This window comes from Desulfomicrobium norvegicum (assembly GCF_900114595.1).
GTDB lineage: Bacteria > Desulfobacterota > Desulfovibrionia > Desulfovibrionales > Desulfomicrobiaceae > Desulfomicrobium > Desulfomicrobium macestii.
Window position 1 is genome coordinate 155,174 of the sequence record NZ_FOTO01000006.1, and the last position, 26,165, is coordinate 181,338.

At 61.9% G+C, this 26,165-nt stretch carries 18 protein-coding genes and 1 tRNA gene; 12 read left to right on the top strand and 7 right to left on the bottom strand.

Annotated elements, in window-relative coordinates:
• The first annotated feature begins 29 nt into the window (after positions 1 to 29).
• Entirely contained in the window at positions 30 to 1,661 is a 1,632-nt protein-coding gene (gene ftsY / locus BMZ24_RS10940; protein WP_092192195.1) for a signal recognition particle-docking protein FtsY, read from the top strand.
• Between the two features lie 34 nt (positions 1,662 to 1,695).
• Here the strand turns inward: ftsY and BMZ24_RS10945 are convergent, their stop codons facing one another.
• The 3 genes from BMZ24_RS10945 to BMZ24_RS10955 form a co-directional block, all read right to left on the bottom strand.
• A complete protein-coding gene (locus BMZ24_RS10945; RefSeq protein ID WP_092192197.1) occupies positions 1,696 to 2,121 on the bottom strand; it encodes a DUF1499 domain-containing protein in 426 nt (141 codons plus the stop codon).
• 18 nt (positions 2,122 to 2,139) lie between these two features.
• Positions 2,140 to 3,033: a pseudouridine synthase gene (locus BMZ24_RS10950; RefSeq protein WP_092192199.1), complete on the bottom strand. Its 894-nt coding sequence runs from the start codon at positions 3,031 to 3,033 to the stop codon at positions 2,140 to 2,142.
• Between the two features lie 83 nt (positions 3,034 to 3,116).
• Positions 3,117 to 4,580: an HD domain-containing phosphohydrolase gene (locus BMZ24_RS10955; RefSeq protein ID WP_092192201.1), complete on the bottom strand. Its 1,464-nt coding sequence runs from the start codon at positions 4,578 to 4,580 to the stop codon at positions 3,117 to 3,119.
• Positions 4,581 to 4,749: 169 nt separating this feature from the next.
• On the opposite strand from BMZ24_RS10955, the gene BMZ24_RS10960 reads away from it, so the two are divergent.
• From BMZ24_RS10960 to BMZ24_RS10970, 3 genes are all read left to right on the top strand, one after another.
• Positions 4,750 to 4,826: transfer RNA gene (locus BMZ24_RS10960), tRNA-Pro, on the top strand.
• 433 nt (positions 4,827 to 5,259) lie between these two features.
• The gene (locus BMZ24_RS10965; RefSeq protein ID WP_161949123.1) at positions 5,260 to 6,117 is read left to right on the top strand and encodes a rhodanese-like domain-containing protein; all 858 of its coding nucleotides are present in this window, start codon (positions 5,260 to 5,262) and stop codon (positions 6,115 to 6,117) included.
• The gene (locus tag BMZ24_RS10970; RefSeq protein ID WP_092192205.1) at positions 6,114 to 6,542 is read left to right on the top strand and encodes a MauE/DoxX family redox-associated membrane protein; all 429 of its coding nucleotides are present in this window, start codon (positions 6,114 to 6,116) and stop codon (positions 6,540 to 6,542) included. Before BMZ24_RS10965 ends, BMZ24_RS10970 begins: the two co-directional genes overlap by 4 nt.
• Here the strand turns inward: BMZ24_RS10970 and pabB are convergent.
• The 3 genes from pabB to BMZ24_RS10980 form a co-directional block, all read right to left on the bottom strand.
• A complete protein-coding gene (pabB, locus tag BMZ24_RS10975) occupies positions 6,539 to 8,275 on the bottom strand; it encodes an aminodeoxychorismate synthase component I (protein WP_092192207.1) in 1,737 nt (578 codons plus the stop codon). The genes BMZ24_RS10970 and pabB overlap by 4 nt on opposite strands.
• 203 nt (positions 8,276 to 8,478) lie before the next feature.
• A complete protein-coding gene (locus tag BMZ24_RS19700; RefSeq protein WP_153304612.1) occupies positions 8,479 to 8,616 on the bottom strand; it encodes a hypothetical protein in 138 nt (45 codons plus the stop codon).
• A gap of 322 nt (positions 8,617 to 8,938) precedes the next feature.
• The gene (locus BMZ24_RS10980; protein ID WP_092192209.1) at positions 8,939 to 9,793 is read right to left on the bottom strand and encodes a rhodanese-like domain-containing protein; all 855 of its coding nucleotides are present in this window, start codon (positions 9,791 to 9,793) and stop codon (positions 8,939 to 8,941) included.
• A gap of 134 nt (positions 9,794 to 9,927) precedes the next feature.
• Between BMZ24_RS10980 and BMZ24_RS10985 the strand changes: the two genes are divergently transcribed.
• From BMZ24_RS10985 to recD, 7 genes are read left to right on the top strand one after another with little or no spacing between them, the layout of a single operon-like run.
• The gene (locus tag BMZ24_RS10985; protein WP_092192211.1) at positions 9,928 to 10,197 is read left to right on the top strand and encodes an ArsR/SmtB family transcription factor; all 270 of its coding nucleotides are present in this window, start codon (positions 9,928 to 9,930) and stop codon (positions 10,195 to 10,197) included.
• Positions 10,198 to 10,204: 7 nt separating this feature from the next.
• The gene (gene hgcA, locus BMZ24_RS10990) at positions 10,205 to 11,380 is read left to right on the top strand and encodes a mercury methylation corrinoid protein HgcA (protein ID WP_279625525.1); all 1,176 of its coding nucleotides are present in this window, start codon (positions 10,205 to 10,207) and stop codon (positions 11,378 to 11,380) included.
• A 7-nt stretch (positions 11,381 to 11,387) separates the two neighbouring features.
• Entirely contained in the window at positions 11,388 to 11,663 is a 276-nt protein-coding gene (gene hgcB, locus BMZ24_RS10995) for a mercury methylation ferredoxin HgcB (RefSeq protein ID WP_092192213.1), read from the top strand.
• Between the two features lie 59 nt (positions 11,664 to 11,722).
• Positions 11,723 to 12,277: an HDIG domain-containing metalloprotein gene (locus tag BMZ24_RS11000; RefSeq protein WP_092192215.1), complete on the top strand. Its 555-nt coding sequence runs from the start codon at positions 11,723 to 11,725 to the stop codon at positions 12,275 to 12,277.
• Between the two features lie 14 nt (positions 12,278 to 12,291).
• Positions 12,292 to 15,474 carry an exodeoxyribonuclease V subunit gamma gene (gene recC / locus BMZ24_RS11005; RefSeq protein ID WP_161949124.1) on the top strand — a complete coding sequence of 1,061 codons (3,183 nt, stop codon included), beginning with the start codon at positions 12,292 to 12,294 and terminating at the stop codon, positions 15,472 to 15,474.
• Entirely contained in the window at positions 15,471 to 18,986 is a 3,516-nt protein-coding gene (gene recB / locus BMZ24_RS11010) for an exodeoxyribonuclease V subunit beta (RefSeq protein WP_092192219.1), read from the top strand. Before recC ends, recB begins: the two co-directional genes overlap by 4 nt.
• Positions 18,986 to 20,770 carry an exodeoxyribonuclease V subunit alpha gene (gene recD / locus BMZ24_RS11015; RefSeq protein ID WP_092192221.1) on the top strand — a complete coding sequence of 595 codons (1,785 nt, stop codon included), beginning with the start codon at positions 18,986 to 18,988 and terminating at the stop codon, positions 20,768 to 20,770. The genes recB and recD overlap by 1 nt, the downstream gene beginning before the upstream one ends.
• Here the strand turns inward: recD and BMZ24_RS11020 are convergent.
• The gene (locus BMZ24_RS11020; RefSeq protein ID WP_225940516.1) at positions 20,761 to 21,864 is read right to left on the bottom strand and encodes a glycosyltransferase; all 1,104 of its coding nucleotides are present in this window, start codon (positions 21,862 to 21,864) and stop codon (positions 20,761 to 20,763) included. The genes recD and BMZ24_RS11020 overlap by 10 nt on opposite strands.
• A 289-nt stretch (positions 21,865 to 22,153) precedes the next feature.
• Between BMZ24_RS11020 and BMZ24_RS11025 the strand changes: the two genes are divergently transcribed.
• The gene (locus tag BMZ24_RS11025) at positions 22,154 to 26,122 is read left to right on the top strand and encodes a DUF748 domain-containing protein (RefSeq protein ID WP_161949125.1); all 3,969 of its coding nucleotides are present in this window, start codon (positions 22,154 to 22,156) and stop codon (positions 26,120 to 26,122) included.
• Positions 26,123 to 26,165: the final 43 nt, after the last annotated feature.

A 26,165-nucleotide genomic window follows, 5' to 3' on the forward strand; every position in this document is an offset into this window, starting at 1 on the left:
TTCGAACATCTCCACCAAAGGACCAGAACATGGGCTTTTTCTCACGCATAAAAAAACTCTGGGGAGCCGATGGCGAACCCCGGGACGAGGCCATAGCGCCCCAGGCTCCTGAACAGGCTCCCGAACAGACTCCGCAGACTCCCGAACAGGCTCCCACACAGGTTCCCGTGGCCGCTCCCACGATCCCGAAAATTGAAGAACCCGAGGCGCAAACCCCGCACGCGGACACGCCTCCCCCTGCCCCGCCCGAACCGGAGCATGAGGCCGAGCCCGCCGCAAGAGCGGACGCGCCAGGCGTGGACACCGAGACCCGCAAGGAAGGCGGATGGCGCAGATTGTTCGGGCTGGGCGGCAAGGCCGAAGAAAAGGCGCCCGCCGCTGAAAGCGCGCCGAGGGAAGAACCTCGGCCCGCTCCTGCCGCCGAAATGCTCTTCCAGGAAAAACCGGTCGCCAGGGACGAACTTGCACCCTGGCAGAAATCCCTGCAGCAGGCCCTGGGCGAAGCTGAGCCGAAACTCTCGACCTGGATGGTTCATATCCTGGACGGAGTGACCAGGCGCGGCGATGTCTTGTGGGAGCGGCTCAGGTTTCTTTTTACCCAGCTCGAAGTGCCGGCCGAGGAAGCGCAGGACTTCATCCGCCGCTTCGATAAATGGCTTCTGGACATGGAATACGACCATGTCGACGAGTTCCGCTCCGAGCTGCAGTACCGCATGGCCCTGGCCCTGGAACTTGAAGACGAGGAAGACGAGCGCAACAGACTTTTCCTGAAGCTCTCCGCCGGTCTGGGCAAGACCCGCGAGCAGCTCACCATGCGCATCGACCAGCTCTTGTCCATGACCGGCAAATACGACGACGCGTTCTGGGAGGAACTGGAAGAAATCCTGCTCATGGCCGACGTGGGCGTAAACGCCACCCAGGAACTTTCAAAGCGGCTGCGGCCCAAGCTGCGCCAGGCCGCTGAAAGGGACGCGGCAACCTTCAAGACCCTCATGAAGGAAGAGCTGGCCTCCGTCTTCATCGAGCCCAAGACGCCAAAGGTCCCCCAGCTCCCGGAAGTGGTGCTCATGATCGGCGTCAACGGCGCGGGCAAGACCACCACCATCGCCAAGCTGGCCCATCGCGCCCAGATGCAGGGCCGCAAGGTTTTGGTCGCGGCCGGGGACACGTTCCGCGCGGCGGCCATCGAACAGCTGCAGGTCTGGTCCAAGCGTGTCGGAGCCGGGTTCTACGCCAAGGCGCACGGCAGCGATCCGGCAGCCGTCGCCTTTGAAGCCGTGGAATATGCCATGCGGGAAGGATACGATCTGGTCTTTGTGGATACGGCCGGACGCCTGCAGACCAAACACAATCTCATGGAAGAGCTCAAAAAAATAAACAGGGTCCTGGGCAAGAAGCTTGAAGGCGCGCCGCACCGCACCATCCTGGTGCTGGACTCGACCACCGGCCAGAACGCCCTGTCCCAGGTCAAGCTCTTTTCCCAGGCATCGCCCGTGGACGAGATCGTGCTGACCAAGCTGGACGGTACGGCCAAGGGCGGAATCATCGTGGCCATCGCGCTCGAATTCAAGATCCCCATCAGCTTTGTCGGCCTTGGTGAAAAAATGGAAGACCTGCGCCCCTTCTCGGGCCAGGAATTCGCCAGCGCTCTCTTCGATTGAACCCGCGCGGGCAGGGGTCACCCTGCCCGCTTCACTATCCTTCGGTCGGGGGCGTCGCGGACAACGCCTTACGCAGCTTCTCCACCCTGCGCCGATTCGCCCCCATGTCCCACCAACCGACCCGAGACGCCGACCGAACCTGAACGACGTCGCCGTCTTGCCTGCACTCCAGATCATCCACAAAGCCGAAGATGCGGGAACGAAATGTCGCGTGCAGATACCCCGTTTCCTCGCCCTCGATACTCCCGCCCAGGGAAACTATGGCCAGGCGCAGACGCTCCCATCCATCTTCACCCTGCACCACGAACGGCGGCACATCGCCTCCGGGCGCCTCCGACGAGATGCAGTTGGGAGAGGCCGGGCATGGCCGCAGGCGGCCGTTCTCAAGCCCTTTACCGGCAGCCGCGGAACAGGATGCAAGGCCAAGACAGACAAGGATCGCCAGACAGGATTTTTTCATACGCTCTCCCCCGTTGTTTCACGGTTTGGCTTCCCCGGATGGCAGGATGCGGAATTTTGGCGGATCCCGATCGGAATCGAAATCCGAAGCGAGGCTCTCAACCAGTTCGTGATCGACGCAGGGCCAATCGGGCAAGAAAGCTGCCTCGAAACCCGGCATCTCAAGACGCCAGTGATGCAGATAAAGCCCGCCGGGTTCACCCGCGCCGTAGACCGGATCACCGATCAGCGCGTGCCCGGCATGGGCCAGATGGGCGCGAATCTGATGTCTGCGGCCCTTCAGGATTCTCACCAGCAGCAACGTGTCGTCCCCGACCTGGCACACCGCGCGGGCCCGGGTCCAGCGCAGGGGTTCGTCCTCTTCCGTGGTCACACGCACGACACGGCGCTTGTCATCCAGAATCCGCTCCCTTGAATCCAGACCCTGAACGACGCCACGGGCCAAAGCCAGGTACCACTTGCGGACCTGCCCGGCGTCCTGCCAGGTCTTGTATGCCGCCGCGGATTGCTGATCGCCGGCGGCCAGGACCAGCCCGCTGGTCAGATGGTCCAGACGGTTGAGCAGCTCCCAGGCCTCAAGCCCGAGCCCGGGCAGGCAAGACTCAAGACACGAAGCCCCCCGACCCGCCACCGTATGCAGGCCGCCCGGCTTGAACAGTGCCGCGAAACTCTCATTGCGGGTCACAAGACGGACATCGTGACAGGTCGGAGCGGCATCCTCGGGCATCGAGACAAGGACGTGCTGACCAGGCCGTACGAGCGCGCCCTTGGCGCACGGCCGGTCATCGACCAGGACGTGGCCGGCCTCGATGAGGGCCCGGCAGCGCCGGACGCCAAAACCCAGTTGCCGGGCCAGGGCCTTGTCCAGTCGGACCGGCGGAAGGTCTTCGGAATAAAAAAAGGAGTTTGTCATGAAGATGCCGGTGAATCAGGCCGCAAGCCGAAAACATCGGCCTGGCCCCGAGACCCTTGGTAATGAAGTGACGCGACCAGGCCTCACTGCCGAGGAAAGCCGGGCTGCTCCTGTTCGACGATGGACATCCAGGTCGCGGTGAGATCCTTGTCCCACTGCGTGCCCGCGCCCCGGTCCAGGGCGTACATGACCTTGCTCAGGGGCAGGGACTGGCGATAGGCGCGGTTGGAGGTCATGGCCTCGTAACTGTCGACCAGGCAAATGATCCGGGCCATGAAGGGCACGGCGTCACCCATCAGGCCGTCGGGATAGCCCTGGCCATCCATGCGCTCATGATGATGGTAAATGATCTCCGTTACGTCGTTCATCGCGCCGACCTGCCCCAGAATCTCCCGGCCCATGGAGCTGTGACGCTTCATGTTCTCGTACTCGTCGTCAGTCAAGGCGCCGGGCTTGTTCAGGATATGGTCAGGGATGCCGATCTTGCCGATGTCATGGAGCATCCCGGCTATATGCAGCCGGTCCAGTTCCTTGCTGCCGAGCCCCAGCGTGCGCCCCAGGCGGCAGGCATACTCGGCCACGCGCTCGGAGTGTCCGCGGGTGTAATAATCCTTGAGCTCCACGGCCTGGGCGAAGGAGCGGATCACATCCTGGTTCATGGTCCGCAGACGCGAATAGAGGTGGGAGTTCTGCAGGGCCGAAGCGGTATGCGAGGCGAAAACGCCCAGCAGTTGCAGATCCTGTTCGCAATAGAGCTGGTTTTCCCTGTCACGGACCAACGTGATGACCCCAATGCGCTTCTGCGGCAGATCCAGCGGCACGGCCATGATCGAATAGGGAAATCCGCCCGGGAACAGGGACGAATTGAAGGAAGATTGCTGCAGGGTGAGCTGGTCAAGGAGATAGGACTTGCCCTGGCGCAGAATCCGCTCGCACAGCCTGGTCACGAAAAAGCGCAAGACCTCGTTGTTTTCGAGCAGGCTGCCTTGCATGAGGTTCGGACCGCGCTCCAGCATTTCCGGCAGAAGCAGGCAGATCGCGTCGGGGGAGAAATTTTCGCGCAGATGGATCAGGAACTCCTCGACCACGGCCACATGATTGAGCTGGGCGCCGAGCCGCTTGCTCAGACCCAGCATGCGCACCACGGCGGAAAGCTTCTCCTGCTCCTGACGGCTCCGGCGCTGTTCGAGAATGGAGCGCACCCGCAAAAGCAGATGCTTGATGTCGAAAGGCTTGGCGATGTAGTCCGCCGCGCCGTTCTTCATGATGTCCACGGCGGTTTCCGTGGTCCCGTAGCCGGTCATGACCAGAAAATCCACGTCAAGCTGGTGCTTGCGTATCTGGCTCAAGAGATCCTGACCGTTCATGTCGGGCATGCGCAAATCGCTGATGACCAGATCAAAGGCGCCCGTCCCGAGCTTTCCCAGAGCGTCCTGCCCGTTGGTGGCCAAGGTCACGTCATAGCCGACGCCGGAAAGTGCTTCTTCGCAGATTTCCCTGAGCGCAGGTTCGTCATCCACCACCAGCACATGAAAAGCTGTAGTCATTTTCTCACCCCTCCGGAAAGATCGCAGGAACGCGCAGGATCATTCGGAGTTCGTAAATATTTGTGTACTCGCCCTTTTTAGTGAAAAAACAAAACTCTGACAACACGATGAAAAACAAAAATAATCCTTGCCAACCAAAATCATCTTGGCTAGATAGCATTTCCTCAATCGGGATGTGGCTCAGGCTGGTAGAGCGCTGCGTTCGGGACGCAGAGACCGGAGGTTCAAATCCTCTCATCCCGACCATAAGAAAAAATACGGGGTTAGATCTAAAAATCTAACCCCTTTTTCTTTCTGCAACACCACGCCCAAGATCAGGACCTTCCCACCTCGGGTCAATGGAAGGTCTATTCACTCTCCCGCGCGTAGCGCCTTGCGTGCCGCGTCCGGCTCCCGATCAACGACGATTGGCTAAGCCCTGCCCAGCCCCTTCCGCAATCCACCTGTGCTGCTCCCAATGCCGCAACGTTGCGAGACGGAATCAAAAAATACCGGCAAACGGGGTCTGCGTCATACCAAGCTTTTTCCGTATCCGCCTGACGTCGGCGGCAACAATAATCCACCCGGTATGCTCCGCTCTTGCCTCTTCCTCCGCCAGAGAAACGCACCTTGCCCACCCCGCCCTTGCCTTGCAGGACGTGAGGTCGTAGGAACACGGCCAAGCACCCAGGAGCAATACATGAAACCACCCATTTCTTTCGGCATAAAGACCGTGATCATCATCGGCCTGTCTGTAGGCCTGGCATTGGCCTTCAACGCCACGCGGCTGGACAGGCTGCCTCTGGTCCATGATCCGGAAGTCGCGGCGCAGGCCGCTGCCCAGCGCGGGGAGATATCCCTCGCCGACGCGGTCCTTCTTTTTGAATCCGGAGAAGCCGTTTTTGTCGATGCGCGGGAAGCAGGCGAATATGAGCATGGACACATTGAAGGCGCGCTGTCCCTTGACCCTCTTTCATTCGGACAGAGCTTTCCCGCACTGCGGGAGCTGCTCGAAGGGGCGACGACGATCGTGACGTATTGCGACGGGGAGTACTGCGAACTGAGCCGGGAACTGGCCGAGCAGCTGGAAAGTATGGGATTGCAGGACGTCCGCGTGCTCAAGAACGGCTGGACCCTGTGGCGCGACCAGGGACTGCCCACCGCCACGGGCAGCCAGGCAGCGCCGAAGCAGACCTCCCCGACGCCGATGAACGAAGGAGAGACGCCCCCGGCCGAGCAGTCAAACGGGACCGCGCCGCCGCAAGCGCCACTGGAAGTGCCTACGGAAACGCCTATGGAAGCGGGCCCTCTGGAACCCGCGCCCCTGGAGCCCCCCCTTGAGCCGACAATCCCGGATCAAGCGCCCCTGGAGGCCGCTCCGGCCAAGCCCGCGCCATTGGACCGGCATCAAGAACCCGCGCCCCAGGAACAGCCGTCTTTGGACTCTGCGCCGCTGGAGCCGGCTCCAATGGAAACCGCCCCGATGGAAACCGCGCCTGAGGAACCGGCGACTCAGTCCCCTCCCCTTGATTCAAAACCCCTGGGAGAAAAATCATGAACGCAGCATCCTTGTCCCGGGGCTCGCGCCTGGTCCTGGCCCTCATCTTCGTGGCTGCCGCCCCTCAGAAAATCATGGCTCCGGCGGATTTCGCCGCCAGCGTGGGCAGCTATCTCATCCTGCCGGACGTACTCATCAATTTCACAGCCCTGACCCTGCCCTGGCTGGAAATGATCGTGGCCTTCCTGCTCGTGTGCCGCGTCTGGACCGGGCCCGCCCTGTTCCTGGCCAACGCCATGCTCATCGTCTTCCTGGGCGCGATCCTTGGCGCATACTTCCGGGGCATCGACCTGAACTGCGGGTGTTTCTCCAGCACGCCCGGGACTTCCGGCGACATGGTCTTCTACATCGTCCGCGACGTCATTTTCGTGGCCATCGGCCTGACGGCGGCCTGGTTCCATCGGCGCGGGCTCGACGCGGACTAGGCCGATCCCGGCACTGGACCGGCCAGAACGCATTCCCGCCATCCCCGCACGGAATTGATCAGCCACAGGCGCGTGCAGCGGGGCAGATCATCCACCAGCACCACGTCTTCCCGGATCCGGCCTTCCTGCAGCAACCGGGCACGCATGGTGCCCGGCAGCAGTCCGCAGGCAAGAGACGGTGTCAACAGTTCGCCATCGAGTTCGACGACCAGATTGGCGATGGTCGATTCCGTCACCTCGCCGCGTCCGTTCCAGAGCAGCACATCATCCACCCCCGCCACTTGCGCCCTGGCCTGATCGTAAACGGCGCGCCTTGTGGTCTTGTGGAAAAGAAACGGATCGGCCGCATCCACCGCCGACAGAGCCAAAGACACCCGGCAGGGCGACGGTCCGGGCAAGGGACGATGTTCAATGCTCCAGACACCGGCAACGTCCATGGTCAGACGCAGCACCCCTTCCATGCCGCAAGCCGCCGAGATTTCCCGTAACAAGGCTTCCCGCAAGGCTTTCTGGTCAAACCTGAAGCCGAAATACGCGGCGCTCTCTTCCAATCGCAGCAAATGTTCATCGAGCAGGAAAATGCCCTCGCCCCGGGCCCAGCGCATGGTTTCAAGCAGCGAGAATTCCGGCTCCGGGTCGGCCAGCACGCGGGCCTTGATGCGCGTCTCCCGGAATTCCGCCCCCGGATCGGAATCCCAGACAATGCCCCCGCCCACTCCATACTCGGCCATGCCCAGGGATTTTTCGACCAGAACCGTGCGGATGGCCACGTTGAAACGCGCCTTGCGGCCGGGACTGATCACTCCGATGCACCCAGTATAGATGCGACGCGGCGAAATTTCGAGTTCTTCGATAATGCTCATGGTCCGGACTTTGGGCGCTCCGGTGATCGAGGCGGCCGGAAACAGGGCCGCCATGACCTGGGCTGTGGACTCCCGCGTGCGTCCGCGCACCAGCGAGGTCAGTTGCCAGAGCGTCGGATAGCGCTCCGCGCGAAAAAGCTCGGGCACGTGTACGCTGCCGGGCAGACAGATCCGTCCGAGGTCGTTTCGGACCATATCGACGATCATCACGTTTTCGGCCCGCTCCTTTTCCGACACGGCAAGCCCCCGGGCCAAGGCCTCGTCCTCTTCGCGCCAGCGCCCCCTCGGAGCGGTGCCCTTCATGGGACGGGACCAGATCTCCTCCCCATCGCGCTCGAAGAACATTTCCGGCGAAGCGCTGCACAGCGCAAAATCGGCGGTGTCGAGAAAGGCCGCGTGCGGCGACGGCTGGCGACTGACGAACCGGCCGAAGAAATCCCAGGGGTCCATGTCGAACCGGGCGCGCAGACGATGGGTGAAATTGACCTGATAGGTTTCGCCCCGGGCCAGATATCCGCGGATGCGTTCCAGGGCGCGTCCATGGGCCCCGGCGTCCAGCTCCGAGACCCAATCAAGGGCGTGTCCAGGCTTTGACGGGCCCAGGGATATGGTGGCGGGGGATTCAAAAAGGCCGAACCAGGCCAGGGGAAAATCGCCGCAGCAGGCACGGGGCATGGCCGGGTCGAAGGCCCTGCCCGCCTCATAGGCCAGAAACCCCACGGCATGAAGCCCGCCCTTTTCCACTTCGGCTTCAAGGTGGGCCAGCAGCGCGGGCACTTCCTCGTGCCTGCGGGCCACAAAAATGGCCCGCGGGCGCTCGTAGCGCACCCAGGCCGAATGTTCGGAGGAATAGAGGACAGCGACGGACATGGTCCTGCCCTATCGCGCGCCCCGGCGCAGCGCAACAGGGCAAAGGGCCCGCCCCATGGCCGGGCGCCGGTGCTTCAAGGCAGCCTCGCCGAGACCCTGTTCGCAGGTGAAGGAAAAAACGGCGCAAAGGACAAAAAAACCACGGCCGGAAGGTGCCAGTTCCTTCCGACCGCGGATACGCGAAAGCCGAGCCGCCCTGATTTCTATGCGATCACGAAGGCAACGAGCTGCCCCATGAAATGCACGACATCCGACATCTGGTTCAAAAGTGTATCGCTCCAGCCATAAGCAACAAGAGTCGCCATCCCGGCAAGCCAGAAAAGGTAACATAACTGCTTCATGACATTCCCCCCAAGATCTTAATGGATATGATCGGCGCTTCTTTTTGAGCGCCTGGACTTTCCATTGAGCAAAGGGTGTGCCTAAGCGACCATTCCACGGCAACGTGCCGTCATGCCTTGAGTTTTCGATATCCGGTCAAAATATGAGTAGTTTGATCCAAATAACCTAGCGCAAAGACCGTACACCGTGCGCAAAACTTCTCTCACTACCCATCCTTCTCGGTACGCTCTGATAAAAACCCTTCCTGAAACTACCTATCTCCGAGACAGAACGCGTATAAATACTCGTAGAATTATCGGATCAATCCCTAGTCATCACAAATCAGTTCGTTGTCCTGGACCCGCCACCGACCAGCTCGTCCATAAGCTGGCCCAATCTTTCCAGATGCGTCTTTTCCTCACTGGCGATCTGCTCCAGGATGGCGCGGTTGTCATCGCTCTGGGTCCAGGCGGCGGAACGGATGTAAAGATCCAGGGCCTGGGCCTCGATGGACATGGCCAGGGAGATGACATCGACCGGGCTTTCGAAGTCAGGCTTGAAGCGCTCCATGTATTCCTCGGTGGTCATGCCGCCTTCCATGAGCGGAGTGACGAACCGGCACTCGAAATCCCCGCGATCGTCCTTGCCGGTGATGCGGGTGTATTCGGCGAAAAGGCGGTCCTTGTGTTTGATTTCGATGTCGGCCAGGAGGCGGAACACGCTCTTGACCTTTTCATCGCTGACCCGGTCCAGCATGCGCAGATAAAAGTCGCGCAGCCCCTCTTCCAGGGAATAGGCCGTGGCCAGAATCATCTCGGCGCTGTCGAGTTCCGCGAAAATGTCCACGCCGGCCTCTTCCGCGCCAAAGGCAGCCTGACCGTTCCAGGCCTTGAAACCTCCGCTCATGTTGATGACCTGCTCATAGCCCTTGCCGGCCAGGGTCTGGGCTGCGATCCGGCTGCGCCCGCCAATGGCGCAATAAACCAGAACCGGCTTGAACGGGTCGATCTGGTCCAGGGAGTCGGTCAGCACCGCCAGCGGCACAAGCGTGGCTCCGGGGATATGCCCCTCCTCGTATTCCCCCGGCTGACGTACATCAAGAATGGTCACTTCCTGCAGGGTCTTGTCGGACAGATAGGCCCGGGCCTCGTCGGGATTCATGGACTGAACCGGGGTCAAGAATTGTTTCCAGCGCATTGTAAGTCTCCTCCATCTTTATATCTTGGCACCATGCCCCTTGCGCCAAGAAAACTCAATACGATCGGCGCATTGACACGAGGCTTTAATCATCGTATTTTTACGAAATACGATATGTTTGACCGGAGCACATCATGACCCAGGAACAGACCTTGGCCTCTCTCTGCAAAGCCCTCGGGCATCCCGCGCGCGTGGCGATCCTGAAGCATCTCCTGCAGGTGGACAGCTGCATCTGCGGAGAGATCGTGAACATCCTGCCCCTGGCCCAATCCACGGTCAGCCAGCATCTGAAGCAGCTCAAAGAAGCGGGCCTGATCCGCGGCGAGATCGAAGGACCGCGCATCTGCTATTGCGCGGACAAAGGCCGTCTGGCCGAACTCAAAAACCTCATCACCTCTCTGTAGGCTCGAAATGAAACCTCTGCAGCCCTTTCCCATGGCCCCTGGCGGACCCTGCGACGAACTCCGCGAGACAGACGCGCTTTCCTGCGCGACCTCCCCGGCACCCGGCCCGTGCTGAGGCCCGCCACCCGCCCCTGGTGCAGGGGTGGACGACCTGGCCGGCTATCGGATCGAGTCCTATGTGGACGGCTTTCTGCCCACCGCGCATGCCCGGGTACCCCGTGTCAGAACCAGGCCCACCCGCCTGGACCGGCTCGGGACCTGCCGCGCCCGACTGGGACTTGACCGCAACAACTACACCGTCAACCCCGGCCTGTACGCCATCGGCACCCCCGGACCCGAGGCGCCCGTCATCGTCACGGCCAACTACAAGCTGACTTTCGACACGGTCCGATTCGCCTTGGCCGGACGGAACCTCTGGCTGCTGGTCACCGACACGCGCGGCATCAACATATGGTGCGCGGGCGGCAAGGGCACCTTCAGCGCCGGGGGCATCGCCGAACAGGTGCGCAAGACCGGCCTTGAGCGCATCGTCTCCCATCGCCGTCTCATACTGCCCCAGCTCGGAGCCAACGGAGTGCGCGCCCGCGACCTGCGCAAGGCCTGCGGCTTCGAGGCCGTCTTCGGGCCCGTGCGCGCCGGCGACCTGCCCCGCTATCTGGACAATGGCATCGACGAAGCCATGCGCGCGGTGACCTTCAGTCTCAGGGAGAGGGCCGAGGTCATTCCCGTGGAGCTGGTCCTGGGCTGGAAGCTGATCCTGACCGCGATCCTGGTGACGGCGGTGCTCAGCCTCATCGGCCCAGAATTCTCCCTGAACGCCATCCTGCAGCGATGGGCCCTGGCCGCCACCGCCACGGGCCTTGGCCTGGCCGCCGGGGCGATCCTGTTCCCCCTGCTCCTGCCCGCGTTGCGCACGCGCCTCTTCTCCCTGGGCGGAGCCGGGCTGGGGCTGGCTCTGGCCGTGCTGACGCCGGCCATCTTTCCCCAGCTCTCCTGGGTCGCCACTGCGGGCGCGGGGCTCTGGACCGTATCGCTCGCTTCCTGGCTGGCTCTCAACTTCACCGGCTCCACGCCCTACACCTCACCTTCGGGGGTGGAAAAAGAGATGCGAAAAGCCATCCCCATTCTGGCCGCCGGCACGCTCCTGGCCGCGATCCTTTTCGTGACCGCCAATTTCCTGTGAGGACAACATGAAAAACTTCCGCCATCTCGAAAACGTGGCCACCCTGGCCTACGACCGCGACAAATGCGTGGGCTGCGGCCTCTGCGCCACGGTCTGTCCGCACCGCATTTTCGCCGTGCAGGACGGCAAGGCCGAAGTTCTGGACCGCGAGGCATGCATGGAATGCGGCGCCTGCGCCCTGAACTGTCCGACCTCGGCCATCACCGTCACTCCCGGGGTGGGCTGCGCGGATTACATCATCCAGACCTGGCTGCCGGGCAAACGCGGAGCATCCTGCTGCTGAAACCTTGACCACGACCAAGAAATGCACGAGTTTCGTCAGCGCAAACCCAAGGAGAAATCATGCTCAACCGCACCGAAGCTCTCGCAATGATCAAAGACAGCGCTCCGGATCATCTACTCATTCACGCACTGGAAACAGAGGCCGTCATGCGCGCCCTGGCCACCCGCCTGGGCCATGACCCCGAAACCTGGGGCCTGGCCGGACTGTTGCACGATCTCGATTATCCCCAGACCAAGGAGACGCCTGAAAGGCACGGCCTGCTCACGGCCGAAATGCTGACCGGCAAGCTTCCGGATGACGCGGTGCAGGCCATCGCCCGCCACAACGAGATCAACGGCAACCAGCCCGAATCCCAATTCGATTACGCCCTGCGCTGCGGCGAAACCGTGACCGGCCTCATACACACGGCGGCGCTGGTCCGCCCCACGCGCATGCAGGGCATGGAGGCCAAGAGCCTCAAGAAAAAGATGAAGGACAAGGCCTTCGCGGCCTCGGTCTGCCGCGAGACCATCAAAGAATGCGAAAAGATAGGTATAGAGCTGGGCGATTTCCTGAGCCTGGCCATCGGCGCGATAGCCGTCATCGAGACCGAAGTGGGACTGGCGGCATCCTGATTCCCGCAGGTCCCATGCAAGGCGTCCTCCTTCACGCGTCCAACCGCCTGGAAATCCTGGCCGAACTGCTCGCCAGGGTCCTTGGCGGGCCGTTGGACCCCATGCAGCCGGAGACCATCCTGGTCCAGTCCGGCGGCATGCAGCGCTGGGTCTCCATGCAGCTGGCCCGCAAGCACGGCGTCTGCGCGGGCGTCCACTTCCCCTTTCCGGTGGCCTTCGCCTACGACCTCTGCCGCGAACTGCTGGACGACGTGCCCCGTGAATATCCCTTGAGCAAGGAACGCATGCTCTGGAGCATCGTGCGCCTGCTGCCCGGGCTGCTGGACGAGCCGGAGTTCACCCCCCTGAAGCGATACGTCCGGGACGACTCGCAGCTCAAGGCCGTGCAACTGGCCGAGCGCATCGCCTATCATTTTGATCAATACCTCATCTTCCGCCCGCACTGGTCCGCCCGCTGGGAGAGCGGGGCGCCGGGCGGCGACTTCCGGCTGCCCGGACACATGGCCAGTGAAGCCTGGCAGGCCCGTCTCTGGCGCGAACTGATCCGGGACATGCCCGGAGAGCACCGCGCCGCCCTGCTGGACCGGGCCATCGCCAGCCTGAACAGCGGCGCGCCCCTGCCGGAACTTCCCTCCCGCATATGCGTCTTCGGCATCCCGACCCTGCCGCCCATCTATCTGGACCTGCTGACGGCCCTGGCCCGGCGCAGCCAGGTGCACGTCTTCCTGCTCAGCCCCTGCCGCACGTACTGGGGGGATCTCATGACCCGCCGGGAGCAGCGGCGCGCCTACCGCACCCAGGACTCAACCTCCGAGGAACGCCCCGAAGACGCAACGCCCCTGGCCGGGCTCGGCGCGGTCGGGCGGGATTTCCTGGAACTGCTGCTCGACAGGGACGCACTGGAAACAAAGCTTTACGAGAAGCCCGACGCATCACGAATGCTCGGCAGGCTCCAAGCCGATCTGCTGGACCTGAATTCATGCGAGGAGAAGATCGATTTTTCGGACAGTTCCATCCAGATCCATTGCTGCCACAGCCCCCTGCGTGAAATGGAAGTACTGCGGGACCTCATCCTTGATCTTCTGACAGAGGACCCGTCCCTCTCGCCCCAGGACATCCTGGTCATGAACCCGGACATCGAAGGCTACGCGCCCATGATCCAGGCCGTGTTCGGCACCTCCGAGGAAAACATCCCCTTCTCCATCTCCGACCGCAAGCCCACCAGGGCCGCCGAGACCATTCGCATCTTCCTGGAGTTCCTTGAATTCGGCCAGCAGCGTTTCGAAGCCTCCCGGGTCTGCGCCCTGCTCGAAGCCCCGCCCGTGCGAGAACATCTGGGGCTGGACGCGGCCGAAACGGGCCGTGTGCTTGAATGGGTCCGGCAGAGTGGCATCCGCTGGGGCCTGGACCAAAATTTCCGCAGGAACGCCGGACTGGGAGAACACGGCCAAAATACCTGGGAGAGCGGACTTGGCCGCCTTTTTCTGGGCTACATGACCGGACAGGCCGAGCCCATGCGCGGCATCGCCCCTTTGGCCCTGCGCGGCGCGGCCGAACAGGAGTTGCTGGGCAAGGTCACGGCCTGGATCGACAATCTCGCAGCCCTGTGGGGCAGGCTGCGCGGCACCCACGCGCCGCAGGAGTGGCGCGAGTGTCTGCTGTGGATTCTTGAAACCTTCTTCGCCCAGGACCGCACCCAGGCCGAGGCCCTGCTCGCCATACGCACGGCGGTGTCCGACCTGACCAAAGACATGGGCAATTTCGAGGCCGACGGCCGGACCATGCTCCATCTCATCCGCAAGCGCCTGGACGAAAGCGGAGGCGAATCCGGCTTCCTGGCCTCGGGCCTGACCTTCTGCGGCCTGAAGCCCATGCGTTCCATCCCCTTCCGGGTGATCTGCCTGACGGGCCTGACCAGCACGGCCTTTCCGCGCCAGGACCTGCCACCTGGCTTCGATCTCATGACCGCCCGCCCCAGGCCCGGCGACCGGTCCTTGCGCGAGGACGACCGCTATCTCTTCCTTGAGAGCATCATCTCGGCACGCGACAATCTCATCCTGACCTATCCCGGCCTCTCCCAATCGGACAATGCCGAGGCCCCGCCCTCGGTCCTGGTTTCCGAGCTGCTGGACTTTCTCGACAAATGCTACACCGCGGACGGCAAGAAGCCCTCCGAGGCGCTCCGCTTCCGGCACAAGTTGCAGGCCTTTCACCCGGACTATTTCAGCGCGGATGCGCCGATATTCTCCTATTCCAGACAGAACCTCGCCGCCGCGCGCGCCCTTTTCAAAAGCCACGCCCCCAGGACATTTTTCCCTGAAGCGATCCCCGCCGATCCGGAGCTGCCTGAAAGCGAGATCGACATCGAAGAGCTAATCCGCTTTTTCATGCACCCATGCCGTCAGCTGCTCAGAAAATTGCGCATCAACCCGGCGGGCGGCGAGGAAGATTTTCCTGATGAAGAGCCACTCAAGGCGCCGTCGGGCCTGGAGGCCTACGGCCCGTTGCAAACACTCCTGGACCGGACTCTGCAAGCGCCTGACGCCGATCTTGGCGAGCTGCTCCTGGCCTGGCAGATCCTGCCGCCCGGCCACGCCGGGACCGACGCCGGACGAAAGCTCCTGGCCTCCATCCATTCCCTTGCGCAACAGGCCCGAACGTTCATCGACGGAGCCAAGGAGGAGCAGCTCGACCTGCGCCTGCATCTCGATCGCTTCAGGCTCACGGGCCGCATAGGTCTCCACGGCGACCGCATTCTTGGCTGCCGCCCGGCCAAGACCAACGCCAGGGACATGCTCAGCCTCTGGATCAGGCACCTGGCAGCGGCAGCGGTCGGCAGTCCGGCGCAATCGCTGCACATAGGCACCCAGGCCAGCTTCATGGCCCCGGCGGTCAAAGACGCCGGGCACACGCTTAAACAACTCCTGCTCGCATACGAACGCGGCATGGTTTCGCCGCTGCCCCTCTTTTCCCGTACCTCCCTGGCCTTTGCCGAAGCACGCTTCGCGGCCAAGCCCAAGACGCGGCCGCAGGCCCTGGCCAGCGCGCTCAAGCAGTGGGAGGGCGGCTACATGGTCAGCCCCGAGCGCGACGATCCGTACCTGTCCTTTCTGTACCGGGACCAGGAGCCCGACTGGGAGGACTTCATGGACGTGGCCGAAGAGATTTTCGCACCGATCCTCGGAGGCGCGTCATGAAGCGGCCCATGAACCTCTGCACCGCGCCCCTGAACGGCACCACGCTCATCGAAGCCAGCGCGGGGACCGGCAAGACCTACACCCTGGCCGGACTTTTCGTGCGTTTGCTACTGGAAAGGAATCTGACAGTGGACCAGATCCTGGTGGTGACCTTCACGGAGGCCGCCACGGAGGAGCTGCGCGGCCGCATCCGCAAGCGTCTGTCCGACATGGCCGGAGTGCTGGCCGACGAACTTGAGGCGGACGATGAGCTTGAACGCGACCTCCTGGCCCGCTTTGGCGGCACCGACTCCGCCCGTCGCCTGGCCCTGGCCGTGCGCAACTTCGATCTGGCCCAGATCTTCACCATCCACGGCTTCTGCAAGCGCATGCTCGGCAAGAACGGCTTCGAGTGCTCGGCCCTCTTCGACACGGAACTCGTACCCGACCTCAAGGATCTGCGCCGCCAGGTCTGCGTGGACTTCTGGCGCGAACACATCCTGCCCCTGCCCGGCCTGACCGGATCCGAGGTGCGCGCAAGGCTGACCCCGGAACATCTGGAAGAGCTGGCCGGCCTGCCTTTCCTGACCCAGAAAATCAGAATCGTTCCCGACACCATCCCGCCGGACCCGGCGCCCCTGGATCAGGCCGTGCGGGAAGCCTGTGAGAGGCTTGGCGACTCATGGGCCGTAGTTGAGCGGGAGGTCCGGGAGCTGCTCCTTGGTCAGGCCGGCAACTTCAACGCGCGCATGTTCACGCCAGGCAAGCTGGACCAGCGTCTGGATGCGATGCAAAACTTTCTGGCAGATCCCGGCATCGGCCCCAAGGACCGCCTCAAGCTCCTTGGCGAGCTGACCCCGGAGTACATGCGGGCCATGACCAAGAAGTCCTTCACGGCGCCTGAGCATCCATTCTTCGAACGCGTGCAGGAAATCCTGACCCTGATCCAGGCATTGAGCCAGGCCCTTGGTCCTTTCGTGGTCCGTCTGCGCCATCAATTCCTGACCGGCGTCACGGCGCGCATGGACGAACTCAAGAAGCGCCGCAACGTGCAGGGCTTCGACGACCTGCTGCGCAACATGCACGCGGCCCTGGCCAGTCCCGAGCTGGTCGCGGCGGCCCGGAGCCAGTACCACGCGGCGCTCATCGACGAGTTTCAGGACACCGACAGCCTGCAATACGACATCTTCCGCACCCTGTTTGCCGCCCGCGACGAGGATGACGGCAATGAACGCGCCCTCTTTCTCATCGGCGACCCCAAGCAGGCCATCTACTCCTTTCGCGGCGCGGACCTGCACACCTATCTGGACGCGGCCAAGGACTGCGCCCGGAGCACGACCCTTGGCGTGAATTACCGCTCCACTGTCGAGCTGATCGAAGCCGTGAACCAGCTTTTTTCCAGGAACCAAAACCCCTTCCTGCATGAAGACATCACCTACCAGCCGGTCAGCGCTCCGGGTCCGGATCAGGAAAAATTCATGCAGGATGGGCAGCTCTGCGCGCCCATGGTCATCTGGCAGGTTCAAAGCGAGGACAAACCCTTGAGCAAGGGCGCGCTGCTCCCGCGCATCTGCCGCGCCGTCTCCGCCGAGATCAGCAGACTGCTGCGCGATAGCGCCGAGGGGCGAGTCCGCATCGGCGAGAAATCCCTTTTGCCCGGCGACATCGCCATTCTGGTCGAAACTCACGCCCAGGGCGAAGCCGCGCATCAGGCCCTTGGTCGCCTTGGCATCCCCGGGGTTCTGACTCACACCAGCTCGGTTTTCGCCAGCGCCGAGGCCACGGAACTGCTGTCCGTGCTGCGGGGCATGGCCGATTGCCGTCGCCCGGCAGCGCTGCAAACTGCCCTGGCCACGTCCGTGATCGGCCTTACGGCGCCAGAACTGGCCAGACTGGACGAGGATGGCGGAGAACTCGAAAGATGGTTCGAGCGCCTGCTCGCCTGCCGGGACCTCTGGGAACGCCGGGGCGTCATGGCCGCCGTGCGCCGGCTCTTTGCCGACCTGTCCGTGCGTGAACGCCTCGTCTCCCTGCAGGGCGGGGAGCGGCGCATGACCAACGTCCTGCATTGCCTGGAGCTGCTCCACGCCCATGAACGCGAATCGGGCGCATCCATGCACGCCCTGCTGACCTGGTTCGCGCGGCAGTTGCACACCGCCACCAGCGAGGAATCGCAACTGCGCCTGGACACGGACCGCGAGGCGATCCAGATCGTGACCATCCACAAGAGCAAGGGCCTGCAGTATCCGGTGGTCTTCTGTCCCTTTGTTTACGGAAAGGCCAGATGCCCCGAGGACAGGGCGCTGATTCACGATGACGGCCTGCTGCTGGATCTGGGATCGCCGGACCTGCCAGCCCGAAAAAGCATGGCCGAGAACGAGGCCCGCACCGAGCGCGTCCGCCTGCTGTATGTGGCCCTGACCCGGGCGGTGAACCGCTGCTACGTGGTCTGGGGACGCATCCGCGAGGCCGAGACCTCCGGCGCGGCCTGGCTTTTTCATGGCCGTCATGCAGACGGCGACGGCTCCCTGAGCTGGGATGTCATCCCTGAAGAGACGGTCGCCGCCGATCTTGCCGAACTCGCCTGCGAGCACATCGAGGTGACGGCCATGCCCGACACGGAGCCCGAGCAGGGTCCGGCGCAATTCACCCACGCGCCGGATCTCGACTGCCGGACATGGGAGCGCACCCTTGGTCCAGGCCAGGGCCTGGCCAGCTTCACGGGCCTGACACGCGGCTCGGAACACGCAGCCCGCCCGGGGCTGGACGAAGCGGACGCATCCGGCCAGACCGACGGCAACGCCCTGTCCATGGCCAACTTCCCGCGCGGAGCCGCCGCCGGATCGTGTCTGCATCAGATTTTCGAACACATCGATTTCACGGACAGTGGCACCATCCCGGCTGCGGTGACCCGCGCCCTGGATGCATACGGCTTTGATCCGGCCTGGGAGGGGACTGTCCGCGACATGGTCGAGCAGACACTACGCGCCGATCTGGGGAAATTTCGCCTGGAGACGATCGGAGCACGGGACAAGCTGGTCGAACTGGAATTCCTCTTCCCCCTGCGCCCCGTGACCCGCGAGGCCCTGGCCGCAGTGTACCGCGATGCCGCCCGGGTGCTGCCCGAGGACCTGCCCGAGCGCATGGAGGGCCTGCGCTTCGAGCCGCGCCGGGGGTTCATGACCGGCTTCATGGACCTTGTGGTTCGCCGCGAAGGAAAATACTACCTGCTCGACTGGAAATCCAACTGGCTCGGCCCCACGCCAGGCCACTACACGCCCGAGGCCCTGCACGCGGCCATGGCCGGCAACCACTACTTCCTGCAATACCACCTCTATTGCGTGGCCCTGGACCGTCATCTGGCCCTGCGCCTGCCGGATTACGACCGCGCGGCGCATTTCGGCGGCGTGCGTTACGTCTTCCTGCGCGGCATCGACCCGGATCGGCCCGGACAAGGAGTGTACGCAGATTGCCCGGACCCGGGCTTCCTGAGCGCCCTGGAAGACGCCCTCATCGACATGGAGAAGCGCTGATGTTCGAAAACCCCGCCATTCTGCCCCGTCTTGCGGCCAGCGGTCTCTTCCTGGAGGCGGACCTCTATCAGGCCCGCTTCGCCGCCTCCCTGGCCCGCGCCGGGCATGAGGACATGGTCGCCGCACTGACCGCCCTGACCTCTCTGGCCGTGCGCGAAGGACACGTCTGCCTGGATCTCGCCGACCCGCAAGTCATTGCGCACCTGACGGAACTGGTCCCGAACGCATCCGCCATGCATGATCTTCCCGATTCGGATGTGATCGCCGATCCAAAAGGCCAGGCACCGCTGATCCTGTCCGGAACGCGACTGTATTTTTCCCGCTTTTTCAGAGACGAGCAGACCCTGGCCCACACATTCCTGCGCCTGGCCCAGACTCCTGCCGAACCTCTGCCGCCATCCCTGCAGGCCGATATCTTCAAAACCGGAAGGGACGAAATCGACTGGCAGGCAGTGGCCTGTTTTGCCGCGCTCAGAAACAGGTTCTGCGTCATCTCCGGCGGACCGGGCACGGGCAAGACGACCACCGTGGCCAGGATTTTGAAGATGGCAGCACGGATGCATTCGGGGCGGGATTTCGTCATCCGTCTTGCCGCGCCCACGGGCAAGGCCGCTTCGCGCCTGACCGAAGCCCTGGCCACGGCCTTCCCCGGCGGCACCCTTCCACCGGAACTGGCGGCCTGCATGACCCAGGGAGCGCAGACGGTGCACCGGCTGCTCGGCTGGAGCGCCGGGGGCTTTCGCCACAACCGAGGCAATCGTCTGGCCCTGGACATGCTGGTGGTGGATGAAGCGTCCATGCTGGATCTGGAGTTGACCGCGCGTCTCATGGAGGCCTTGCCGGAACATGCCCGCCTTGTGCTTCTGGGCGATCGCAACCAGCTCGCCTCGGTGGAAGCCGGGGCAGTCCTTGCCAATCTGTGCCGGGATGAGGTGGTCAACGCCTTCTCTGACAGGTTCGCCGCCGCTGTCGCCGAAACCTGCGCCGTCAAGCTGCCCGTGACCCAGCATCCCGCCCCGCTGGCGGATCATGTGGTGGAACTCAAAAAAAGTTACCGATTCGGACCAGACAGCGGCATCGCGGCCCTGAGCGAACTCATCCGGGACGGAAAGGCCCAGGAGGCCGCGGCGTTGCTGGAAGAAAGGCATGCGGATCTGGAGATGATGCACGGCACAGGGCCAAGGGCCCTTGAGGCTTCGGTGGCGCCGCTGCTGCGCGAGGCGTTCGGGGAACTTGGCGGGACAACCGGACCCGCACGGGCCTTTGAGATTTTCGCGGCCCTGCGCCTTCTCTCACCGGTCCGCAAAGGGCCGCGCGGGACCGAGGCCCTCAATCGTCTGGCAGGCCAGATCCTGGTAGGACAGGCCTTCGAAGCCTGGTACCCGGGCCGACCGGTCATGATTCTCGAGAACGATTACAATCTGGGCCTGTTCAACGGGGATGTCGGCATCGCCCTGTCCGTGGACGGACAGCTGCGGATCTTCTTTCCCGGCGAGGAAGGCTTTGCCTCCTTCTCCCCAGCCCGCCTGCCACGGCACGAGACCTGTTACGCCATGACCGTGCACAAGAGCCAGGGTTCGGAATTCGGGCATACCGTGCTGGTCCTGCCCGAAGAGCCCTGCCAGGTTCTGGGCCGCGAACTCCTCTACACCGCCCTGACCCGGGCCAAAAAACGCTTCACCCTGATCGGAACCCCACGACAGGTCAAAGACGCTGTACAAAATCCGGCGCGTCGCGATTCGGGATTGGGGGAGATGCTGGCCCAGTGCAGGACTCAGGCCTGATATTCACGAAGCGTTTTGGCATAGATGGAAAAAAGCCGATCCATGCAACGCTCAATCGTATATCCATCCACGATCCTGCGCCCCGCATCCGCCAACTTCTGATGCAAATCAGGATCGTCAAGCAAGACAGAAAGCTGAGACGCGATGCTTTCCCCGGAAAAATCACAGACAAGCGATGCTTCCAAGCACACTTCAAGCGAAGGTACTACTCGGGAAACAACGGCAGGAATTCCGCAATACATTGCTTCAAGATGCACATTCCCGAAACCTTCAAAAAGAGACGGCATGGCAAGAATATCCGACCCTCGTAAAAATGCCCCCACATCCGTTCTGTATCCCGTCAGGATGACCCGGCCCTCCAAACCCATGTCTGAAATCATCGATTCGTAGAGATCGCGCTTGCTCCCTTCACCAACCAGAACCAGGGAAACGTCTTTTCCGGAATCAACAAGAATCTTCAGAGCCCCAATGAGACCTTCAAAATTCTTTTGCTCAACATATCTTCCAATACCAATTATGATTTTCCCACTTAACCCATACATCGCATGCAAGTCATGCGGCTCAAAATCAAGGCGAGACGTGTCTATTCCATTATGCAAAACAAACTTTTTTCTTTTGAACAAATTATGATCAGAATCTACAATACGGTCTACAGCATGAGAAACAGATATATACGCAGTTGTAAAAAAAGATAAAATTTTATTCGAAAATATTCTACTTATTTTTTTTTCTTTTTTTGTATTATGTATATGCGTCAAAACAGGCTTAGAAAGACCTACAGATGAAATTCTTCCAAAATAATCACCGCTATTATGCATGGTATGAATAATATCCGGTGAATACTTCTTCAGTTCTTTTCTGAGCTTAAAAGCAGTATCAAGCCGATGTGAAGATGCCGCGGAATTTTTTTTGCCGATATTTATCACATCCAGACCGGCAGCGTAAAATTCAGGCAATTTCAAGCCTGTTCCGGAAACGTTGAAGATTTTACATGAATACGTCCCTGAATTTTTCATTCTCAAGGCCACGTCGAAAAGCCAATTTTCAACGCCACCAAAAGGCAGTCCGCCAACAACATACGCAATCTTGATCATCACATCTCCGGCAGCACGTAACCGTGCCTTGTCATGAATATATCAACCATCGGCAACACCGTATGGACTTGTCCGAAACCCAAATTCATCCATCCACATCCCAAAAAAACCTGCTTGAGCGAATAGCCGCAGCATGCATATGGCCGAAATATGTTACGGTACGCACTCATGAAAAACCACGACTTTTTTGCTATCCCAACTATTAACTACAGCAAATTGCATCCATTTCTTGCCAAACAAGGGACAAGGACGCTACGCTTCCCAAAAAAGCAACATCATGGAGTCCGTCATGGCAACCATAATCGAATCCTGGAAAAAACTGACGTGGTGGCAAAAGTCGCTTTTCGTGACAACTGTTTGCGTGGCCCTTTACGCCGCAATCGGATTCCTTCTGCTCCCGCGCATCGCGAGCTACGTACTTGCCGAGAAACTTTCTCCGGCCTTGAGCCGTAAGGTCAGCGTCGGGGAAATTCGCATCAATCCTTTTGCCATGACCGCGGACATCTCCGATTTCGCCATCAGCGAAAAAGACGGCAGCGGTGAGTTTGTCGCCTTCGACGCGCTGCACGCCAACCTGGAACTCAGTTCCATCCCGCGTCTGGCTCTGGTCGTCCGCGAGGCGCGCCTCGATGGTCCGCGCATTCATATTCGCCTCGACCAGGATGGGCAAACCAATTTTGCGGATCTCACCGACGCGCCCGAATCGACACAGCCCAAGGACTCTTCGGAGCCCATGTTGCTGCCGATCATTGTCGAACCCTTCACGCTTGGCAACGGCACGCTGGTTCTCGAAGACCAGGCCAGGGGCGTGACCCATGTCGTGGACCGGATCCAGTTCAATCTGCCCCAGTTCTCATCGCGCAAGAAGGACTGGGAAACCTTCATGACGCCGACCCTGTCCTTTCGGGTCAATGGAGCGCCTTTCAACCTCGAAGGGCAGACAACCCCCTTTTCCGACTCCCTCAAAACCGACTTCGATCTGAACGTCATCGACTTGGCGCTGCCCCAATACTGGGTGTATGCCATGGCCCGCGAGAATCTCAAGCTCGCCGGGGGTTTCCTCAATCTGGAGAGCAAACTCTCCTTCGAACAGCACGAGGACACCCTGCCCACCTTCTCCTTGCAGGGAACCATCACAGGGCGCGACATCGAATTGACCGACGACGGAGAGCCGGTGCTTTCCGCCGCCAGGACCGAGATCGTCATTGATGACATCTCCATCCTGAACCTCAAGCTCGGCCTGCATTCCGTGGTCCTGGAGCGGCCCTTTGCGCGGATCGTGCGCAAGAGGGACGGAAGCCTGAACTGGATGCACTATTTCGTGCCTGACGAGAGCAGGGAGGCTCACGCCGCAAAAAACGGCACGTTCCCGGACGCGGCCTTGGCCGGGAACGCCACGGTCGCCATGGCCGAGGCTGAAAATGCCACGCATACGGCAAGCGCGGGCCAGACCCTTATTGTCGAGGCGAATAACGCGACCGCGCAGGAAATCCCGGAGATCGACAACGCCACGGTCGCCAGACGCGAAACCGCCAAAACCCTGCTTTTACAGGTCCCCAAGATCCGCCTGACGGACGGACGGGTCCTCTTCCTGGACGAGACCACCTCTTTCACCAAGGACATCGAGTCCCTGGATCTGACCATCACGGATCTCGACACCTCGCTCAACGCAACCTCCGTGGCCGGTCTGCGGATGCGCACGGCCGACGGGGAGTCCATCAATTCCAATGCGACTTTTTCCGTCTTACCTTTCCGCGTACAGGCCCGTATCGAGGGCCGCGAATTGGATATTCCCTCATACGAGCCCTATTTCAGGGATGCGCTTCCACTGACTCTGGCCAAGGCCAGGGCCGACGCCGACGTCCGCTTTGCCATCGATGGAGAGGACAAGGCGCCGCGCCTTGAATATTCGTCTCTTGAAATTCGCGATCTGAGCCTGAAGGCGGCGGAAGGAGCCGGGGAAATAAGGCTCGGCCGGGCGGCCCTGGACAAGATATTCCTCAACATGGCCAGCCGGGATGTTCGCACCGGCGTGTTCACCCTTGAAGGGGGCACTGTCTCCACCGCGCTGGACAAAGAGGGCCGCGCCCAGCTCATCGCCGCGCTGCAGGGCGCACCCGCCAAAAAGGCGCAGGGCGCCACGCCAAAATCAGACTCCAAAGCCACGGCCTGGACCATCGCCATGGATGGAGCATCCGTAAAGGGCCTGGACCTGACAACCCCGGACAAGGACGCCCCCACCCCCATCAAGGTTGAATCCCTGCAGGTCGGACCTGTGGACATCGACACCGGCGCGAAGTCCGTCGGCATCGGCCCTGTCGAAATTGGTCTTGAAGTGGCCCTCCTCCGCCAGGAAAACGGCGACATCAACCTCGCGAAGCTCTTCGCGCCCGCGCAGAATGGCGCCCCCAAGGCCGCCGCTCCCGCCAGGACGTCGGCACCCGCCTGGGCCGTGACCGTGGAGCAATTCTCCCTGGCCGGGACCAGGGTCTCGCTGACGGACAAGACCCTGGCCAAACCCGTGCGGCTGGACATGGACCGGATCGCCTTTGTGGCCAAGAAACCGTCCACCGACCTCGGCAGGTCCGTCCCCGTCACCCTGTCCTGTCGGATGGAGGAAACAGGCACCATCAAGGCCTCGGGCGAAATCGTCCCGGCCACCATGACCACCCGGGGAACCCTCGATTTGTCCGGGATTCCCCTGTCCCTGGCTTCGGCTTATGTAGCGGACGTAGCCGCCATCGACATTCCGGCCGGCAGACTGGGCGGCAAACTGGAATGGCTCATGGGCGGCAAGACCGGAGACCGGATATCCGGCTCCCTGCGCGTCAGCGGGCTGCGGGTCACCGAAGGCCGTTCGCGGACCGAACTGTTCGGTTTCAAGACCCTGGACGTAAGCAGGCTCAACCTGCAACTTTCGCCACTGGCCCTGAATATCGCGAGTGTGGATCTGACCGAACCGCGCGGCGGCTTTGTCATCGACGCTCAGGGCAAGACCAGCCTGGATCGTATCGCACCGACCACCCGGAAAAAGGCGCCCGCTAAACCGGCATCCAAATCCGAAGGGCTCACGGCGCTGGAAATTGGCACCGTAAATATCAAGCAAGGCCGCTTCTCATTTGCCGATAAATCCCTTTCACCGCAGTTCGAATCCGTCATCTCACCGCTGGATTTGACCGTGACGGGTTTTTCCCTGGACCCGGCGAAGCGCACGCAGCTGGACCTGACGGCCATCATCGACGGCTCCGCGCCCATCACCGCCAAGGGGTGGGTCTCACCGCTTAAGACTCCCGTGGAAGCAAACAGCACCGTGACCCTGCGTAATCTGGATCTGGTCGGGCTGTCGTCCTATTCCTCGAAATTCATAGCCTATCCCGTAACGCGCGGACAGCTGGATTGGGAAATGAACGTGCGCACCGAAGCCAGCAAGCTAGCCATGGGCAATGCCATCAAGGCCCGCCAGCTCGAACTGGGCGACAAGGTCGAATCCCCGGACGCCGCCGACGTGCCGATCAAGCTGGGGCTCGCCCTGCTCAGGGACATGTCCGGCAACATCACCATCAACCTGCCCGTCAAGGGTGACCTGAGCGACCCGAAGTTCAGCATCGGCAGCATTGTCATGCAAGCCTTCCTGGGCCTCATCGTCAAGGCCATCGCCTCTCCCTTCTCCCTGCTGGCCAGCCTCGTCCCCGACGGCGGCGGCGAGGATTTGAACAGGCTCCCCTTCCCGCCAGGCCTGTCCGCGCCCGCGCCCGAAGCCCTGCAGAACATGCAGGCCCTGGCCGACATCCTGGCGCAGCGCCCGGGTATCAAGATCTCCATTCTCGGGCACTCGGATCCCGCCGCCGACAGACAGGCCTTGGCCAACCTGCAGTTCATGCGCAAGCTGCAGGTCATCAAATTCGATGATCTGCCCCGCAGGGAACGTGAAAAAACCAAGCTGGAGGAGATTGAGATCACGGATGAGGAATACCCGGAAATACTCTGGGAGGCCTACAAGGAAGAGCCCGTGGAAAAGGAAAAGGGCGCCTTCGGCATGCACAAGGAAGTCTCCCGCGAGGAGCAGGAAGCCAAGCTCAGGGAGCTGATCAGCATCACCGACGGCGATCTTGTGCGACTGGCCGCCACCCGGGCGGAGTTTGTGAAGAATCATCTCGTGCAGGAGCTTGGAGTGGATGCCGGACGTATCTTTCTGGGCAAGACCGGCCCCCAGGCCCTGTCCGGCGCGCATGAGGCGACGGTGGAAATTCAGCCATGAACCTGTGTGCGGGGCGAGATTTCAGCGCGGGATATAAAACGGC